The sequence below is a fragment of the Streptomyces sp. NPDC042201 genome (genome assembly GCF_055582185.1).
This window is the reverse complement of the sequence record NZ_JBVJDS010000016.1, coordinates 50,871-68,067: the sequence shown is the minus strand read 5'-3', so window position 1 is coordinate 68,067 and position 17,197 is coordinate 50,871. Positions and strand designations below refer to the sequence as shown.

Below are 17,197 nucleotides of genomic sequence, written 5' to 3'. Positions count from 1 at the left end.
CTCCCGCAGGAGAGGCCCACCCCGCCATGACCACCGTTCGCCGCAGCGCGGCCGTGTTCGCCGCATCCGCCGTGCTCTGCGTGGCCGTCGCTCCGGCCGCTGTCGCGGGGGGCGATGTGAATCCCGCCGGCTCGCCGTCCTCCTCCGCCTCCCCCTCGCCGGCCGCGTCCGACGCTCCTTCGGCCTCGCCCTCCGCCTCACCCTCCGTCTCTCCCTCCTCGCCCCCGCCGGTCGTGATCCCGCCGGGGCTGTATGGCGACAAGGACCCCACGTACGACGGTGTGTGGCGGCAGTCGCTGGCGATGCTGGGACAGTTCGCGGCGGGCGTCCGGCCCGCGAACCAGGCCGTTGCCTGGCTGAAGGGGCAGCAGTGCGCCAACGGCGCCTTCCCCGCGTACCGCGCCGACCCCACCACGCCGTGCGACGCCACGACCATGGTCGACTCCAACGCCACCGCGGCCGCCGTCCAGGCGCTCTCCACGCTCGGCGGCCAACGGGCTCCCATGGACAAGGCGATGAACTGGCTGAGGTCCGTACAGAACAAGGACGGCGGCTGGAGCTACAGCCCCGGTACGCCGAGCGACGCGAACTCCACCTCCCTCGTGATAGGCGCACTGACCGTCGCCGGCATACGCCCCAGCTCGATACGGTCGCCGGAGGGCAGGAACGCCTATGACGCGCTGGTGAGCTTCTCGATCCCCTGCGATCCGGGAGCGGACGCCGGAGCCTTCGCGTACCAGCCGGACGCCGCCGGGAAGCTGAGCGCCAATGACGACGCCACCGCGGCGGCCGTGCTCGGCGGGGTCGGCAAGCGGATGGTGACCGCGCCGGTGGAGGCGGGCCCGGCGCCGTCCTGCGAGAAGACCGCGGACCTCGCACCCGAGCGGGCGGCCCGCAACGGCGCCGCCTATCTGGCGTCCGCGCTCGGTGCGACCGGGCATCTGGATCTGCCGCCGATGCCCGGCGCCGACGACAGCGCACCGCTGCCCGACGTCGGGAACACGGCGGACGCCGTCGTCGCCCTGATGGCCTCCGGATACGGGGACCAGGCGACCGGCGCCCTGGAGTGGCTGAAGGAGAACTCCGGTGCCTGGGCACAGGAGAACGGGCCGGCCGCCTACGCCCAGCTGATCTTCGCCGCCCATGCGACGGACACCGACCCGCACAACTTCGGCGGCATCGACCTCGTACAGCGGCTGAACGCGACCGGTCCCGCGCCGAAGGCCGTGGTGGCCGCGACGGCACCGGCCACCGCCGAGAGCGGGACCAGTGCGGGGGACGGACGCGGCACGCTGTGGGGCATCGGGATCGGTCTGGTCGTCTGCTGCGTCGCGATCGGCTTTGTGATCAACAGCCGCAGGAAGACCCAGCAGCCGTGATCCGCACCCGGATCCGGCCTCCGTTCGCTCCGTCCGCTCCGTCCGCTTTCGTCTGTGCCCTTTGTGTCCTTGTCCTTTCTTTCGCCGCCGTCCTCGCGTTCGGCGCCGGGAACGCGCAGGCGGCCGGTTACCGCTACTGGTCGTTCTGGGAGAGCGACGGCGGGAAGTGGACCTACGCCACCCAGGGGCCCGCGACGGCGCGGCCCGCCGACGGCGCTGTCCGCGGCTTCCGCTTCTCGGTGAGCGAGGACAGCGGGGACGCGGCCAAGCCGCGCAGAACCCCCGACTTCGCGACGCTCTGCGGTGACACCCCGGCCGAGGACGGCCGCAAGCGGATCGCGGTCGTCATCGACTCCGGTACGCCGGCCGACGCCCCGGACGGGGAGACTCCGCCCGCTCTCCGGACCGGGTGCGCCCGGGTTGGCGAGGACGCGACCGCCGCGGAGGCCCTGGCGGCGGTGGCGAAGCCGCTGCGCTACAACAGCGCCGCGCTGCTCTGCGCGATCTCCGGCTACCCGGCCTCGGGCTGTGGGGATCAGGTGACGGTGCCGGGTGGAGACGGGGGCTCGGAGCCCGCTTCGAAGGCCACGCCGACGACCGCGGATTCGGCCGTGTCCGAGCCCTCCGGCTCCACTCGTGCGGACGGTGGCGGAAACGACGGCGGAAGTAACGGTGTCGGCCCCTCCGTCGGCGTCTTCGGCGGCATCGCCGCCGTGATCGTCCTCGCCGCCGCCGGGTTCTGGCAGGCCCGCCGCCGGCGCGGCTGAGCCGGACGCGATGAGCAGGACCGTAAGCCGCCGCTCCGTAAGCCGCCGCACCGCGAACCCCCGTACCGCGAAACCCCGTACCCTGGACCGCTCTTCCGCGCTCCGCGCGCCCGAGGCGAACCGCTCCAACGCCCTGCACGCCGGGGCCTGGTGGCTGTGGGCGCTCGGGCTGGCCGCCGCCGCGTCCCGTACGAGCAACCCGCTGCTGCTCGGGCTGCTGGTCGGCGTCGCGGGCTATGTGGTGGCGGCCCGCCGTACCGACGCGCCCTGGGCCCGTTCGTACGGCGCGTTCGTCAAGCTCGGCCTGGCCGTCATCGTCATCCGGCTGCTGTTCTCGGCCTTCCTCGGCTCGCCGATCCCCGGCTCGCACGTACTGGTCACCCTTCCCGAACTGCCGCTGCCCGACTGGGCGCGGGGCGTACGGATCGGCGGCCGGGTGACGGCCGAGCAGCTGGTCTTCGCGCTGTACGACGGCGCGAAACTCGCCACACTGCTGATCTGCGTGGGCGCGGCGAACGCGCTCGCCAACCCGGCCCGGCTGCTCAAGTCGCTGCCGGGCGCGCTGTACGAGGCCGGGGTCGCCGTCGTCGTGGCGATGACCTTCGCGCCGAACATGGTCGCCGATGTGCTGCGGCTGCGCACCGCCCGCCGACTGCGCGGCCGCCCCACCGGCGGGGTGCGGGCGATCCTGCAGATCGGACTGCCGGTCCTGGAAGGCGCGTTGGAACGGTCGGTCGCCGTCGCCGCCTCGATGGACGCCCGCGGATACGGACGTACGGCCCAGGTCCCGCCCGCCGTACGGCACACCACCACCGCACTCACGCTCGGCGGGCTGCTGGGGGTGTGCGCCGGATCGTACGGACTGCTCGCCGCGCAGGGCGCCGGATACGGGCTGCCGCTGCTGGCCGCCGGGCTCGCCGCGGCGCTGGCCGGGCTGCGGCTCGGCGGCCGGCGCTCCGTCCGTACCCGCTACCGTCCCGACCGCTGGGGCGTCCGCGCCTGGCTGGTGGCCGGTTCGGGCGCGGCCGTCGCGGCGCTGATGATCCGGGCGGGCGCCGTGGATCCGGAGGCGCTGCACCCCGGTGTCGTACCTCTGGTGGCGCCGACGCTGCCGCTGTGGCCGGCGGCGGGGACGCTGATCGGTCTGCTGCCCGCGTTCATCGCGCCCGTGCCGAGCGCGCCGACGAAGCCCGCAGCGCCCACGGCGCCGTCGACGCCCCCGGTGCCCACGGCGCTCCCGCAGGCTTCCGCGTCGAAGGAGACGACCCCGTGATCCGGTTCGAGCAGGTGTCGGTGACGTACGGCGATGCCCCGGCGCCCGCGATCAGCGGGGTCGACCTCACCGTGCCCGAAGGCGAACTCGTACTGCTCGTCGGGCCGTCCGGGGTCGGCAAGTCGACGCTGCTAGGTACGGTCTCCGGCCTCGTCCCGCACTTCACCGGCGGCAGCCTGCGCGGCCGCGTCACCGTCGACGGTCGCGACACCCGTGCCCACAAGCCGCGCGAACTCGCCGACCTCGTGGGCACGGTGGGGCAGGACCCGCTCGCTCACTTCGTCACCGATGTCGTCGAGGACGAGTTGGCGTACGGCATGGAGTCGCTGGGCCTCGCCCCCGATGTGATGCGGCGCAGGGTCGAGGAGACGCTCGATCTGCTGGGGCTGGCCGAGCTGCGCGACCGGCCGATCGCCACGCTCTCGGGCGGTCAGCGGCAGCGGGTCGCGATCGGTTCCGTACTGACTCCGCACCCCAAAGTGCTGGTGCTGGACGAGCCGACCTCGGCGCTCGACCCGGCGGCGGCCGAGGAGGTGCTTGCGGTGCTGCAACGGCTGGTGCACGACCTCGGCACGACCGTCCTGCTGGCCGAGCACCGGCTTGAACGGGTGGTGCAGTACGCGGACCAGGTCATCCTGCTCCCCGGCCCCGGGCAGCCGCCGGTGGTCGGGGATCCGGAACGGATCATGGCGGTGTCACCGGTGTATCCGCCGGTGGTGGCGCTGGGCCGGCTGGCCGGCTGGCAGCCGCTGCCGCTGTCCGTACGGGATGCCAGGCGCGGGGCGGCGGAGCTGCGGGAGCGGCTGGCGGGGACGGAACCACCGCCGGTGGCCGCCGGTGGTGCGGGCGCTCGTAGCAGCATCAGTACGGGCGCTGGGGGGTCGTCACCCCGGGGCGCGCTCGCCAGGCTGCTGCGCCACCGCGAGGCCGTCCCGGTATCCGGCGACCCCGAGTTTCTCGCCGTCGTCAAGGACCTCGGCGTACGGCGCGACCGGATCGAGGCGCTGCGCCGGGTCTCGCTCACCGTCACGCCGGGCGAGACGATCGCGTTGATGGGCCGTAACGGCGCGGGCAAGTCCACCCTGCTGAGCACCCTGGTGGGGATGGTCGAGCCCGCCTCCGGCGCGGTGGTCGTCGGCGGCCGCACCCCGCACCGTACGCAGCCGCGCGAGCTGATCCGTCAGGTCGGTCTCGTACCGCAGGAGCCGCGCGATCTGCTGTACGCCGACACGGTCGCCGCCGAGTGCGCGGCGGCGGACGGCGACGCGGGCGCGGCGCCCGGCAGTTGCCTGGCGCTGGTGGGCGAGCTGCTGCCGGATGTGCGGGACACGACGCATCCGCGCGATCTGTCCGAGGGGCAGCGGCTGGCGCTGGCGCTCGCTGTCGTCCTGACCGGACGGCCTCCGCTGCTGCTCCTCGACGAGCCGACGCGCGGCCTGGACTACGCGGCGAAGGGCCGTCTCGTCGGGGTGCTGCGGGCGCTGGCGGCCGAGGGGCACGCGATCGTCCTGGCGACGCATGACGTCGAACTGGCCGCGGAGCTGGCACACCGGGTGGTGATCCTGGCCGACGGCGAGATCGTGGCGGACGGCCCGACGCACCGGGTGGTGGTGTCGTCCCCGGCCTTCGCGCCGCAGGTCGCGAAAATCATGGCCCCGCAGGAGTGGCTGACGGTGACCCAGGTCCGTACGGCGCTCGGCGTGGCGGAGGAGTCGCGATGAGGACGGACGGCGCGGGCGACGCGGGTGACATGGGCGCCGCGGGCGGCGCGGGCGACGTGGGCGACGTGGGCGACGTGGGCGGCGCTGCCGACGTGGGCGTACCGCAGGCTCGCGCCGTACGGCTCGGGCCGCGCTCCATCGCCGCCCTCACCCTGGTCAGCGCGATCGGGATCATCGCCTTCGGCTGGCCGCTGCTCGCCGACTCCCCGTCCGGTCTCGCGCACTCCCAGGACGCGCCCTGGCTCTTCGCCGCGCTGCTCCCCCTGCTGGTGGCCGTCGTGGTCGCGACCATCGCCGATTCCGGGCTGGACGCCAAGGCGGTCGCGATGCTGGGGGTACTGGCCGCCGTCGGGGCGGTGCTGCGACCGCTGGGGGCGGGCACGGCGGGACTGGAACCGATGTTCTTCCTGATGGTGCTGAGCGGCCGGGTCCTGGGGCCGGGGTTCGGCTTCGTCCTCGGCTCGGTCACGATGTTCGCGTCGGCGCTGCTGACCGGCGGGGTCGGGCCATGGATGCCGTTCCAGATGCTGTCCATGGGCTGGTTCACGATGGGCGCCGGGCTGCTGCCGGGGCCGGACCGGCTGCGTGGCCGCGGCGAGCTGCTGATGCTCGCGCTGTACGGGGCGTGCGCGGCGTTCGCGTACGGCACGATCATGAATCTGCAGGGGTGGACGTATATCGGCGGGCTCTCGACCGGCATCTCCTTCCATCCCGGGGATCCGGTCCACGACAACGTGGTCCGCTTCCTGGCGTACTGCGCGGCGACCTCGTTCGGTTGGGACCTGGGACGGGCCGTGCTCACGGTCGTACTGACTCTCACCATCGGCGCCACGGTGCTCAAGGCACTGCGCCGGGCCACCCGACGGGCCGCGTTCGACGCAGAGGCCACCTTCGAGGACCCGGCCCTCAACGGCGGGGAGTTGTCGTCTGCGGATCAGGACCGAGGGGTATTCGGGGCGGGCCGGGTCGTTTGATGACGGGTGGGGCCGCCCCTTTCTGTTTGAGTGTCGCGGTTGCGGGTCGGGCGTCAAGGGCGCTCCTGCGTCGCGTCGGCTGCGCCGATTGCGCTTCGCTCCACCCTTGACTCCCGTCCCTCCACCGCAAGTGAAGGCAGTGGGGGGCGGCCGGGGGGAGGGTTCCCCGGGGAGCTCAGTCCTGGGCCCGGGCCCTTTGCCGTCCTGGGGTCTGGGGGTGGATTGCGCGGCAGTGGAATGGGGCGGTCCGGCACCGGCTCAGCGACTGACGGCGGCGGGGGCTGGGGCGCAAGCTGGTGTCTGAGCCGGGTGGGTGGTGGGGTGGGTGTGACATGTGGGACGAAAGTGGGCCGGTGAGGGCTCGTTTGTGCCCGAGGATCCGTTTAACGCACCCCCTGACGCACGACCGATCGCTGGGGGATCCAATCGGCCGGGCAAATAGGTACATATAAGGGCGTCACGTGTCGCAACGTTCGCTCTGTCGACGACCCTGCGCAGACGTTCATCGACGGCGTATTTGTACCGCCGGATGATGTATTGACGGATCATGCTGCGCTGTTCGTGAAAGGAGACGCCCTCCTCGCGGAGCAGGATGCGCAGGCCCTCCGTGGGCAAGTCATCGCGTCAGCGCCGGACACGGCGACCTGGTCCACTGCCCGCGTCCGCGTCGGTTTCAGGGACCGACAGAGACAGCAGCACGGTTCCGCAACCACGCCACCTCTGTGATGGTGAGATTCGGGTCGGCCAGCTTGGCGTTGACCGCCTCCTGAACCCGCGGGGTGGGATCAGTTCCGCAGCCGCCCTGGACAGCTCGCAGAAGCAGACCCCGTCCCAGACGTGCGGCAAGCCCGGGGACATCGGCGCTGCCGACGGTCACCATGGTCATCGCCACATCGGCAGCGGGATCACCAGCGCCCGCGTTGCTCCAGTCGATCACCACGGGGCCGCGCCCGGTCAGAATGACGTTGCCCGGATGCAAGTCCAAGTGCAGCACCCGGTCATCACCCGCAGTGCCGAACCGCTTGGGCAGCCATGCCGGTGCCGACAGCCCATGAAGTCGATCGTGGAGGCCGCCCAGCATTCGACCGAGGTCACGCACCCGCCACGGGCGCCGGGCCAACGCTTCCTGCAGCGTCGGTCCGGTCAGCCGCTCAAGAACCATGTCGGTATCGGTGACCTCGTACACCTTCGGCACCGGATACCCACACGCAGTCAGGTGAGTCATTAAGCGCGACTCCAGATCGGTCGGCCACCCCTCGTGCCGATACCGTCGCAGCACCCTGGACTCATCCAGGGCAAACACATCAGCGTCCCGCCCCCGTGCGATCAACTCCATGCCGGGCAGTCTGTCTTGGCCACCTATCGCCTGCCAACAGGGCGAACGTTGCCTAGTGCGGCACTAGATGGCTTGATCGGCTTCATGCACGGCAGGCTGATAGCGGTATTGACGCCATCTCCGCCGTTCAGCGAAGCTCATACACCGATCGGGATCACTGCCCAACGGTGTGGGCGAACGCGGAAGTACAGGAGATCTTGTCGTGCCTGTCACGGTAGCTCTCGGGCTGGGCGCGGCGCTTGGTGTCATTGGCCCGCTCGCAGGCAAATTCGATAACCCGATTTGCCATGCTGTGGCCCTTGTCTTTTCCGGGGGATGGTCGTGGGCGTGTTTCGCCTTTCTGGTGGGTTATTCCCGCCGGTCCAAGATTGAGTCGGCACTGCTGCCTTCTTCGGCGTTGGCCATCGGCGTGGCCGTGTACTACCTCTTCAAGTTTCTGAGCCCCGCTGCTCCGATCGGACGCGTTATCTCTGGCGGGTCCGGGGAGGGCCTCGCTTCCAGCATCCTGGTCTGGGGAATAGCAGCTTTCGCCTTCGGTGCGCCTGTGGGGCTGGTGGGAAACCTGGCGCGAACGCCCGGTATCGCCGGCCTTCCATTCCGCCTGCTTGTGCCGTTGATCGCTTTCATTGAGACCTCTGAGCGGTTGAGCACGGAGACGGACTCGCAAGGGCTGATTGTCGCTATAACCTGGAACGCGATTCGCGTCGTTGCAGCCGTTGTCGCCGTGGCTCTCGTGGGGCACACGGTGTGGAGCTGGCGTGCTCGGCGCAGCCGACCCGAGGGGCGGGCGGAAGTTGGCGCGTCAGCGAGGCGCCTCTGACGCATCGCAATGCGGCTACCAGTCGAGCGTGATCGGTACGAAGGGAGCGTCCTCCGGTGCTGCTTTGCGGGCCTCCAGGGCGGTCCTGGCGGGCGTGCCCACCGGGACGCGGAGCGGAGGATCGGGCTGTTCGATCGTGTCGGCGACCGCGGCGGCCACTTCCTCGGGGGTGATGGTCTCGAAGATGGACGTGCCGCGCAGAGGGCCGAATTGTTTGAACAGGGGGGTGTAGGGGTCGTTCTCCGTGAAGAAGGACTTGGCGCGCTCGACTGCGCCGGAGGAGACGGAGCCCGGCTGGAGGATGCTCACCTTGACGCCGAAGTGGCCTGCCTCGACGGCCAGCGTCTCGGCGAACGCCTCCAATGCCCACTTGCTGGCGGCGTAGGGGCCGATGATCGGCACCACGAGTCGGCCCTGGATGCTGGAGACGAAAACCAGTCGGCCCGCGCCTCGTTCGCGCATGGCGGGCAGCACACCCTGCACCACCCGCAGGGGGCCGAAGGTGTTGAGCTGGAAGAGGGCTTCGACCTCGGAGATGGGCACGTTCTCCAGGGACGCGCGGACCGTCGCGCCGGCGTTGCTGACGAGCACGTCGATCTCTCCGGCGGCCCGGAGGGCCTCATCCACACTCTTCTGATCGGTGACATCGAGGCGCAGACGCTGGTCGACGGGGAGATCGTCCAGGTCTTCGGGCTGGCGGGCGGTGGCGACGACCCTGTGGCCGCGGGCGGCGAGTTCGATCGCGATGGCTCGGCCGATGCCCCTGGAGGCCCCGGTGATGAGCACGGACGTCATGTCGGTCTCCTGTCCCGCCGGCCAAGTTGGTTCGATTTTCGAATCTGCTGACACGCATTACAGCAGCAGAGTGAGTCAGAAACGCGAATCGACAGGCGGCGGATCATGACGACTCCCCTGCGGGACGTGCTAGGCCGTGCGAGGACGGGGCAACCGCCTGATTACCATGCATACGGCGACGGGAGAGGAAATATGAGCGAGAGAACCGATGGCGTCAGAGGGCGAAGCGTCAGGGCTTCACATTCCGCACTGCGGCACCTCGGCGCTATGCATCTGAGCGGAGCCATACTCCTGCTCACGTTCCTGGTGCCGCCGTTGTGGATGCTGGACGCCGCCTACGCAACCCCGCCAGGAGATCCCACCGCGGACTCTCCCTTGGTCCTCCTCTTCGTTGTGCCGATGGCATGCGCAAGCTTCCATGTGATGGTGCAGATCCCGGCTGGGCTTTTGGGAGCCTGGCTGGGCAGACGCCGCACGACACTGGTCAAGTACGGGAGCGCGGTCGTAGTAGCAAGCGCACTGAGTCTGCTCCTCTTCTGGAGCCTGGGATGGAACGCCTGGGGCAGCATCTTGCCGGCGTGGGCTGACGCCATGGTGCGCGGATCGATTGGTCTGGCCGGCTACATGTGGGTCATGCGGGCCCAGCCTGGATCCGTACGGCACGGACAAAGCTGATCGCCAGACGCCCCATCCATGATCTGCCAGACGGGCCCCAACGGGCTCTCCCGCAATTGGTCGTGAGGCGTGTTGGCCTGGCTCCTGAGGCAAGGGCCCGCCCGCTACGCGGAGCCGCGCTAGTAATAGCCCTTAGTACTCCAGCTGTAGTTCGTGATGATCAGTGGGGCAAAGTGGGGGCATGACTACGTACGAGACGATGCCGTTCCACCTTGAGACCGAGCGGCTGATACTGCGGCCATGGGCCGAGTCGGACGCCGCTGAGTTCTGCGCCCTCCTCTCCGAACGCGGCAAGGGAACCCCCACGGTTGAGCGCATCCAGACGTCCATCGCGGAGCTGCTCACTGCGACGGCGACTACGGGGATCGCCCTGTTGCCCATCCAGCGCCGTGACGAAGGCGACTTCATCGGCTACTGCGGGCTGATCATCGGCCGCTCCACCGTAGAGGAGCCTGAAATCGCGTATGAGCTGTTCCGGCGCGCGCATGGGCGTGGCTACGCCACCGAGGCGGCCAGCGCGGTGCTCGATGCCGCTATCGCGACCGGGCGGAAGCGGCTCTGGTCGACCGTCGGTGCGTGGAACACACCGTCGCTCCGCGTCCTTGAGAAGCTCGGGTTCGAGCGGGATCACGTTTCCACGGAAGACAACGGTGAAGTCGTCTGGCTCACACGCTCGTTGCCGTGACGTGAGAGCACGCTCCCGGGGCTTCATGTTCCACATGATCGAGTGCGCTCCGGCGGAGCGCCATGCATGCCGAGATCGGTTAGTGCTCCGGGTGTAGATCGTGATCTTTATGTCTGGGCTGCGGCTTGTCGACGGTAATGGCTGGCCTGTGATCGTGCCTGATGGCGGCGTCGCCAGTCGGACCAGCCGATCCGGTGAGCGAGGTCGTTCAGTGGCCGGACGACGATGGTGAGGAACAGGTGCTGGATCTCGTTGCAAGTCAGCGGGGCCGGGTCGTCCGAACCAGTGCGCCGTGCATGCTCGTCTGCGCGGACGACGGCGAGGAAGGCGTGAGCGAGCATGGCGAGGGTGACCCAGCGGCTCCAGGACGGGTAGCGGCGGACCTGGTGTTCATCGAGTCCGGCCAGCCCCTTCCCGGACTGGAAGGTTTCCTCCACCCGCCATCTGGATCTCGCCGTCCTGACCAGGGTGCGCAACGGAGCCGGCCCGGTGGAATGGCAGCGGTAGTAGGCGAGGTGGCTACTTCGGCCGAGCAGGCAACCGCGAGGACATAGCCCAGACCGCGTTCCTCCAGGGCCGCCCGCAGTTTCGGGTTGCCGCCCTAAACTTCATCGCCCGTCACCCAGTCGATACGATGCCCGGCGTCCAGGAACCGTTCGATCATAGTGCGGGCCAGCTCCGACTTGGTCGCGAAGACGGTGTCCTCGGCCAGCCCGGCCGCCCGACAGCGGTCCGGGTCCGAGGTCCATGAGCGTGGGACGTACAGCTCCCGGTCCACGGCCGCGTGTCCCCGTGCCCCGGCGTAGACGAGATAGACGGCGACCCGGGAGTTCTCAATCCGGCCGGCGGTTCCGGTGTACTGGCGCTGGACCCCTACGGTACGGGTGCCCTTCTTCACATCGCCGGTCTCGTCCACGACCAGGATCGCCTCCTCGTCGTGGAGATGCTTCACGACGTACTCGCGTACATCGTCACGCACCGCATCTGCGTCCCACGACGCCCTGCACAGCAGATGCCGCATGCCGTGCGGGGACTTTTCCCCCACCCACTCCGCGATCGTCCAGCAGTTCTTGCGGGGCAGGTCCGACAGCAGCCCCAGCATCAAACGTCCGGCCCGCAGCCGGGGTTCGACCCGGGCGAAGCGGCCCGCAATACGGCCCATGGCCACCTCGAACGCGTCCCGCCAACGGCCTGTATCTATGCTTTGACCTGCGGCCACCGTCTCATCGTCAGTCCACACAACTCACGATGATCAACGGTGGCTGCACCCGTATCCGCACTGGCCCCGATCAGCAAGATCACGATCTACAGCTGGAGTATTAGGATCTGGGCAGCGGTCGGTGTCGTGCACGAGGCCGCCGGGTAGCCGCGCAATCGCACGCGATAAACCCTGCGACGCAGACGGTCATCCCCGGGATACTGGTCGCCCATGGATGAGGTCAAAGTTGTCGTCGCCCATTCCGAGCGCGCGACCCTGCGCGTCGGCGATGTGTTCCTGAAGGTGGACGCCGATCAGGCGCGCATCGACGTCGAGGTCGAGGCGATGGCCCTGGTGCCGGTCCCGACCCCGGAGGTCCTGTGGCGCAAGCCGCCCGTGCTCGCGATCACCGCGGTCCCAGGGACAGCACTCGGCCGCCTCGGCGAGCCGTCGACCGCGTCCCCGGCGGCGTGGGCCGCGGCGGGTGCCGCCATCCGGAAGTTGCACGACGCGCCGTTGCCGCCCTGGCCCGGCGGGGCCGGCCGGGACCTCGACGCACTCGCGGCGGATCTCGACGGCGAGTGCGAGCGGCTCGTGACGAACGGCGTCCTACCCGCCGACCTCGTCACCCGCAACCGCCGGGTCGCCCAGGCCGCGCTCCGGCCGTGGACTCCGATGTTCACGCACGGCGACCTGCAGATCACTCACGTCTTCACCGAAGACGACGAGATCACCGGCATCATCGACTGGTCCGAGGCAGGCCAGGGCGATCCCCTGTACGACCTCGCCACCTTGACGCTCGGACACGAGGAGCACCTCGGTGACGTCGTCGCCGGCTATGGCACCGACGTCGACCTCGACGTGATCCGCGCGTGGTGGTCGCTACGAAGCCTGCTGGTGGTTCACTGGCTGGTCGAGCACGGCTTCGACCCGTTCATGGCGGGCTGTGAGGTCGACGTGCTGAGATCCCGGATGTGAGGCTGCGCGGGCCCGCTGCTATGAGTGCGTTCTGGCACATCGAGCAGGCCATCTCCTGGGGTGCATCGCCACGGCGCAGCCGAGGGTGACGAACGCGTGGTGGATGTCGTCGCGGATCTCCCAGCGGTAGACGCCTAGGCCGGAGCCGTGCCCGGAGCCGCGCCGGGCGATGCGCGGGGTGATCTGGAACCGGCGGACCTAGTCCCGGTAAACCTCGTGGTCATAGCCTCGGTCGGCGTACAGGTGCTTGGGGCGGCGCAGTGGCTGGCCGCGCTTACCGCAGATCGGCGGAACGGCCTGGATCAGCGGGATCAGTCGGGTGACGTCGTTGCGGTTGCCGCCGGTGGTAATCGCGGCGACCGGGATGCCGTGCGCCTCGACGATCAGGTGATGCTTGCTGCCGGCCTTGCCCCGGGCCACCGGGGACGGACCGGTGGCCGGCCCGGCCTTCATCACGCGGATGTGACTGGAGCCGACCGCGGCGCGGGAGAAGTCCAGCAAGTCTGCGGCCCGCAGCTCCGTGAGCAGCAGCTCGTGCGGGTGCACTGGGCCTCGTACTCCGCGAGGAGCTCGGCGAGGGGGCGGCCGTCGGTGTGCCAGTCGGCGTCTTCGCTCGACTCGTCGAACGACGGGTTCTGTTTCTCGTCGCCGCCGAGGAAGCCACATGTGCTCGGTTCAGCGCATGTGGGAGATGAGACCGGCCATCGTCATGACCGGTGAGGTCGGGCGGTGTGTTCGTCCGCTTAGAGCGGGGGGCGTGCCAGTTCCGATGTCATGCCGGCGCACGCTACTGGGGCGGTCGGAAGGGGACACCCGGATTTGCCAGTCCTCACGCCGGATCCGCGTCGAACACGCCAACGATCACCGGCCCGGCATCCGACCGCACCACCCAGCGCCGGACGAGCACCGAACTCGTGCCCGTCTGCCCGATGACCTGCTGAACCAACCGCCAGCCTCCAGGCCAACACGCCTCACGACCAATCGCGGGAGAGCCCGTAATCGCACCCCCTGACGCATGACCGACCGGCGGGGGATCCAATCGGCTGGGCAAATGGGTATATATCAGGGCATCGAGCGTCCCTCGTACCCGCCTCTGAGGTGTCATGCGGTCACAGAGCTCAGACACCAGCTTGTGCCTCGGCCACGGACGGTGGTCGGTCGCTAAGCCCTGCCGGGCCGCCCCATTCCACTGCCGCGCACACACCCACCGACCCGAGGTCGGCAAAGGACAACCGCCACTAGCGAGCCTTTCCGGGGAACCCTCCCCCCGGCCGCCCCCTCAAAGAGTCACTTGCGGTGGAGGGCCGGGCGTCAAGGGTGGAGCGCAGCGGAATCGGCGTAGCCGACGCGACGAAGGAGCGCCCTTGACGCCCGGCCCGGAGCCGCGACACTCAAACAGAAAGGGGCGGCCCCACCCAACACCACACAACCCGACCCACCCCGAATACCAGCTTCTGACCCGCAGCCAACAACCCCGCCCCTACCCCGCCGGGACGGACTCACCGCCGGTCGCCCGCTTCCCCTCCGGGAACGGGTCCGCCTCTGCCAGCGTCTCCGCCCGCACCCCATCCCCCGACGACCGTAGCTCCGGCAGCAGCTCTCGTCGGCCCGCCAGTACGTACGTCAGCGCGAAGCCCGTGCCCACGACCGCCGCGCCGCCCACCGCGTCCAGCACCCAGTGGTTGGCCGTGGCGACGATCGCGCACACCGTGAAGAGCGGGTGCAGCAGACCCAGCAGCTTCATCCACAGCTTCGGCGCCAGGATCACGATCACCACACCGCACCACAGCGACCACCCGAAGTGCAGCGACGGCATCGCCGCGTACTGGTTGGTGACCGCCGTCATCGCCCCGTAGTCCGGGTTCGCGAGGTCCTGCGGGCCGTGCACGGTGTCGATGAAGCCGAGCCCCGGCATCAGCCGCGGCGGGGCCAGCGGGTAGAACCAGAAGCCGATCAGCGCCAGGACCGTGGCGAAGCCGAGTGAGGAGCGCGCCCAGCGGTAGTCCGCGGGGCGGCGTACGTACAGCACAGCGAGGATCGACAGCGGCACCACGAAGTGGAAGGACGTGTAGTAGAAGTTGAAGAAACTTTCGGCCCACTCCGCGTTCACGACCGCGTGGTTGACCCAGTGCTCGATGTCGATCCCGAGCGCCCGCTCGATCGAGATGATCTGACGGCCGTGCTCCTCGGCGGCCGTGCGGCCGCCCGTCGCGGCGAGGCGGATATGGGAGTAGGCCGAGTATCCGACACGTATGACGAGCAGTTCGAGCAGCAGGTTCGGGCGGCTGAGCAGCCGGCGCCAGAACGGCGCCAGCGGGACACGGCGCCAGCGCGCGGGCACCGGCCGCGCGTATTCGGTCGGCACCGGTCTCTCGAAATACGGCGAGGTACGCGTCAGGAACGGCACCGCGCATGCCGCCGCCAGCGCCGCGATCAGCGGCACGTTCTCCCGTATCGGGTGCAGCGGCGCCATGTTGGGCAGCATCATCTTCCCCGGCAGCGTCATCAGCAGCACCACCACCGCCGGCCAGACCAGCCGGTCCCCGGCCCGCGTCCCGACCCGGCCGACGAGCGCCAGCAGGATCCACAGCAGCTGGTGCTGCCAGGCCGTCGGTGAGACGGCGACCGCCACGCAGCCGGTCAGCGCGACGGCGAGCAGCAGCTGCCCGTCCCGGGCGTAGCGGACCGCGCGCCGCAGGCCGAGCGCGATGACGACCGCCGCCAGGACGACGAAGAGCGCGACTTCCAGAGGCCCTTCGAGGCCGATCCTGAGCAGCGCGCCGTGCAGGGACTGGTTGGCGAGGTTGTCCGGGCGTTCGCCGAGGCCCGCGCCCGCCACGTGGTGCACCCAGTACGTCCAGGAGTCCGCCGGCATGGCCGCCCACGCGAGGGCCGTGGCACCGCCGAAGGTGCCCGCGGTGGTGACGGCGGCCTTCTTCCGGCCGGTCAGCCACAGCAGCGGCGCGAAGAGCAGTACGGCGGGCTGGAGGGCCGCGCCGATGCCGATGAGGACGCCGGAGCTTCGTTCGCCGCGTACGACGAAGCACCCGAGCAGCACCAACAGGACGGGGATGATGCTGGTCTGGCCGAGATAGAAGCTGTTGCGTACCGGCAGGGACAGCATGAGCAGGCTGATCGCGACCGGCGCCGCCAGCAGTCCGGTACGGCGGGAAACGCGGCCCGGGAGGGCGCGGGCCACGACGAGGCCGAGAGCGACGACGAGCAGCAGGGTGCCGAAGGTCCACGCGATGCCGAGGCTCCGCTCGGCCGAGCGAGCCAGCGGTTTGAGGACGAGGCCGGCGAACGGTGTGCCGGTGAACTGTCCGGTGTCGTACAGCGAACCCGTCACATGCAGCACACCGTTGTCACCGATCCAGGTCCCCAGATCGGTCAGCCGTTCACCGGGCGGCTGCCGTAGCACCGCCGCCGCCTGTCTCACCGCGAGGACGGCGGCGACCAGCCAGAGAACTGCCCGGGCCCTGCCGAACCCGGTTCCCGCAGTACCCGCCGCCGCACCGCCGTGCACGCTGTGCTCTGCATTCACCACGCCGCGCCGACCCTCCGTCCGAAAACGCCGTCCTTGGGGCATAGAGCCTCGCACTGCCCCGTCGAGAAGACTCAGGCAACCCCCTCTTCGCCTGACTGTCATCCCTGTTTTGTCTCAACGCCCATGACTTCCGGACTTTCGGTGACAACAGGCCGGGAAGCACCTCCTACCCCACCTACCCCCTGCGATATGTTCCAGGCGGGAACTAACTCAGGTTTCCCGGTTCCCGGTAGCCCGGCACCCCGGTTCCCGGCACCCCGGTATCCCGGCAGCCGGTACTCCGCCACCGATGAGAGGCCCTCATGTCCCAGGAGCAGTGGAACGCGGTCGACCGTTACTTCACCGATCAGCTCGTCCCCGCCGACGAAGCGCTCTCGGCGGCCCTCGCCGCCAGCGACGCGGCCGGCCTGCCCGCCATCAACGTCGCCCCGAACCAGGGCAAGCTGCTCCATCTGCTGGCCCGCATCCAGGGCGCCCGTACGGTCCTGGAAATCGGCACGCTCGGCGGCTACAGCACCATCTGGCTGGGCCGGGCGCTGCCCGAGGACGGCAGGCTGATCTCCCTGGAGTACGACCCCGCCCACGCCGACGTGGCCCGCGCCAATCTGGCGCGCGCCGGGCTCGACAAGATCGCCGAGGTCAGGACGGGGGCCGCGCTGGAGACCCTTCCACGCCTCGCCGAAGAGGGCGCGGGCCCCTTCGACCTCGTCTTCGTCGACGCCGACAAGCCGAACAACCCGCACTATCTGGAGTGGGCGCTGAAGCTCACACGCCCGGGCAGCGTGATCATCGTCGACAACGTCGTACGGGCCGGGGCGGTCGCCGACGCGGCGAGCACCGATGCCGCGGTGCGGGGCACGCAGCGCATGATCGAGCTGATGTCGGCGAATCCGCGGCTGTCCGCGACCGCGGTGCAGACGGTGGGCAGCAAGGGATACGACGGCTTCGCGCTCGCCCGCGTACTCACCTGACACACCGAGCACCGCCCACATCCCCCACCGCCCGCACCCCCCACCCGCACCACCCCAGAGACACACCACCCGCACCAT

General features: G+C 69.9%; 12 protein-coding genes and 3 pseudogenes. 9 read left to right on the top strand and 6 right to left on the bottom strand.

The window, feature by feature from the left end; genetic code table 11:
* Positions 1 to 26 precede the first annotated feature (26 nt).
* The 5 genes from ACZ6MZ_RS30545 to ACZ6MZ_RS30525 are packed head-to-tail and all read left to right on the top strand — an operon-like array spanning position 27 to position 6,114.
* The gene (locus ACZ6MZ_RS30545; protein WP_469355628.1) at positions 27 to 1,379 is read left to right on the top strand and encodes a prenyltransferase/squalene oxidase repeat-containing protein; all 1,353 of its coding nucleotides are present in this window, start codon (positions 27 to 29) and stop codon (positions 1,377 to 1,379) included.
* Positions 1,376 to 2,146 carry an SCO2322 family protein gene (locus tag ACZ6MZ_RS30540; RefSeq protein ID WP_469355626.1) on the top strand — a complete coding sequence of 257 codons (771 nt, stop codon included), beginning with the start codon at positions 1,376 to 1,378 and terminating at the stop codon, positions 2,144 to 2,146. The genes ACZ6MZ_RS30545 and ACZ6MZ_RS30540 overlap by 4 nt, the downstream gene beginning before the upstream one ends.
* Before the next feature lie 10 nt (positions 2,147 to 2,156).
* Entirely contained in the window at positions 2,157 to 3,419 is a 1,263-nt protein-coding gene (locus ACZ6MZ_RS30535; protein ID WP_469355624.1) for an energy-coupling factor transporter transmembrane protein EcfT, read from the top strand.
* Complete coding sequence (locus ACZ6MZ_RS30530; protein WP_469355622.1) at positions 3,416 to 5,140, top strand: ABC transporter ATP-binding protein; 1,725 nt, start codon at positions 3,416 to 3,418, stop codon at positions 5,138 to 5,140. The genes ACZ6MZ_RS30535 and ACZ6MZ_RS30530 overlap by 4 nt, the downstream gene beginning before the upstream one ends.
* Complete coding sequence (locus ACZ6MZ_RS30525; protein WP_469355620.1) at positions 5,137 to 6,114, top strand: ECF transporter S component; 978 nt, start codon at positions 5,137 to 5,139, stop codon at positions 6,112 to 6,114. Before ACZ6MZ_RS30530 ends, ACZ6MZ_RS30525 begins: the two co-directional genes overlap by 4 nt.
* Positions 6,115 to 6,787: 673 nt before the next feature.
* Here ACZ6MZ_RS30525 and ACZ6MZ_RS30520 read toward each other — a convergent pair.
* Complete coding sequence (locus ACZ6MZ_RS30520; RefSeq protein ID WP_469355618.1) at positions 6,788 to 7,450, bottom strand: phosphotransferase; 663 nt, start codon at positions 7,448 to 7,450, stop codon at positions 6,788 to 6,790.
* Between the two features lie 202 nt (positions 7,451 to 7,652).
* Here ACZ6MZ_RS30520 and ACZ6MZ_RS30515 point away from each other — a divergent pair, with 202 nt between their 5' ends.
* Positions 7,653 to 8,270 (top strand): hypothetical protein, encoded by a 618-nt coding sequence (locus tag ACZ6MZ_RS30515; RefSeq protein WP_469355616.1) that lies wholly within the window; start codon positions 7,653 to 7,655, stop codon positions 8,268 to 8,270.
* Between the two features lie 15 nt (positions 8,271 to 8,285).
* Here the strand turns inward: ACZ6MZ_RS30515 and ACZ6MZ_RS30510 are convergent, their stop codons facing one another.
* Positions 8,286 to 9,065, bottom strand: coding sequence for an SDR family oxidoreductase (locus tag ACZ6MZ_RS30510; RefSeq protein ID WP_389784398.1), 780 nt, complete (start codon positions 9,063 to 9,065; stop codon positions 8,286 to 8,288).
* A gap of 856 nt (positions 9,066 to 9,921) precedes the next feature.
* Here ACZ6MZ_RS30510 and ACZ6MZ_RS30505 point away from each other — a divergent pair.
* Complete coding sequence (locus ACZ6MZ_RS30505) at positions 9,922 to 10,425, top strand: GNAT family N-acetyltransferase (RefSeq protein WP_389784395.1); 504 nt, start codon at positions 9,922 to 9,924, stop codon at positions 10,423 to 10,425.
* A gap of 302 nt (positions 10,426 to 10,727) precedes the next feature.
* Here ACZ6MZ_RS30505 and ACZ6MZ_RS30500 read toward each other — a convergent pair.
* A pseudogene (locus tag ACZ6MZ_RS30500) lies at positions 10,728 to 11,587 on the bottom strand (IS701 family transposase); the annotation flags it as partial.
* 267 nt (positions 11,588 to 11,854) lie between these two features.
* Here ACZ6MZ_RS30500 and ACZ6MZ_RS30495 point away from each other — a divergent pair.
* Positions 11,855 to 12,601: a phosphotransferase family protein gene (locus tag ACZ6MZ_RS30495; RefSeq protein ID WP_389784392.1), complete on the top strand. Its 747-nt coding sequence runs from the start codon at positions 11,855 to 11,857 to the stop codon at positions 12,599 to 12,601.
* 18 nt (positions 12,602 to 12,619) lie between these two features.
* On the opposite strand, the pseudogene ACZ6MZ_RS30490 reads toward ACZ6MZ_RS30495, so the two are convergent.
* The 3 genes and pseudogenes from ACZ6MZ_RS30490 to ACZ6MZ_RS30480 all read right to left on the bottom strand — a co-directional run.
* Positions 12,620 to 13,138, bottom strand: a pseudogene (locus ACZ6MZ_RS30490) (transposase); the annotation flags it as partial.
* Positions 13,132 to 13,327, bottom strand: a pseudogene (locus tag ACZ6MZ_RS30485) (mycothiol transferase); the annotation flags it as partial. The pseudogenes ACZ6MZ_RS30490 and ACZ6MZ_RS30485, both read right to left, overlap by 7 nt.
* Positions 13,328 to 14,081: 754 nt before the next feature.
* On the bottom strand, positions 14,082 to 16,190 hold the full coding sequence (locus ACZ6MZ_RS30480) for a bifunctional glycosyltransferase 87/phosphatase PAP2 family protein (RefSeq protein WP_469355613.1): 2,109 nt from the start codon (positions 16,188 to 16,190) through the stop codon (positions 14,082 to 14,084).
* Between the two features lie 260 nt (positions 16,191 to 16,450).
* Between ACZ6MZ_RS30480 and ACZ6MZ_RS30475 the strand changes: the two genes are divergently transcribed.
* Complete coding sequence (locus ACZ6MZ_RS30475) at positions 16,451 to 17,119, top strand: O-methyltransferase (protein WP_469355611.1); 669 nt, start codon at positions 16,451 to 16,453, stop codon at positions 17,117 to 17,119.
* Positions 17,120 to 17,197: the final 78 nt, after the last annotated feature.

Bases quoted from the DNA above. Each gene is read 5' to 3' on its own strand.
- ACZ6MZ_RS30525 (WP_469355620.1), top strand. From the start codon at position 5,137: ATGAGGACGGACGGCGCGGGCGACGCGGGTGACATGGGCGCCGCGGGC.
- ACZ6MZ_RS30505 (WP_389784395.1), top strand. From the start codon at position 9,922: ATGACTACGTACGAGACGATGCCGTTCCACCTTGAGACCGAGCGGCTG.
- ACZ6MZ_RS30520 (WP_469355618.1), bottom strand. From the start codon at position 7,450: ATGGAGTTGATCGCACGGGGGCGGGACGCTGATGTGTTTGCCCTGGAT.
- ACZ6MZ_RS30535 (WP_469355624.1), top strand. From the start codon at position 2,157: ATGAGCAGGACCGTAAGCCGCCGCTCCGTAAGCCGCCGCACCGCGAAC.
- ACZ6MZ_RS30495 (WP_389784392.1), top strand. From the start codon at position 11,855: ATGGATGAGGTCAAAGTTGTCGTCGCCCATTCCGAGCGCGCGACCCTG.
- ACZ6MZ_RS30510 (WP_389784398.1), bottom strand. From the start codon at position 9,065: ATGACGTCCGTGCTCATCACCGGGGCCTCCAGGGGCATCGGCCGAGCC.
- ACZ6MZ_RS30475 (WP_469355611.1), top strand. From the start codon at position 16,451: ATGTCCCAGGAGCAGTGGAACGCGGTCGACCGTTACTTCACCGATCAG.
- ACZ6MZ_RS30545 (WP_469355628.1), top strand. From the start codon at position 27: ATGACCACCGTTCGCCGCAGCGCGGCCGTGTTCGCCGCATCCGCCGTG.
- ACZ6MZ_RS30480 (WP_469355613.1), bottom strand. From the start codon at position 16,190: ATGCCCCAAGGACGGCGTTTTCGGACGGAGGGTCGGCGCGGCGTGGTG.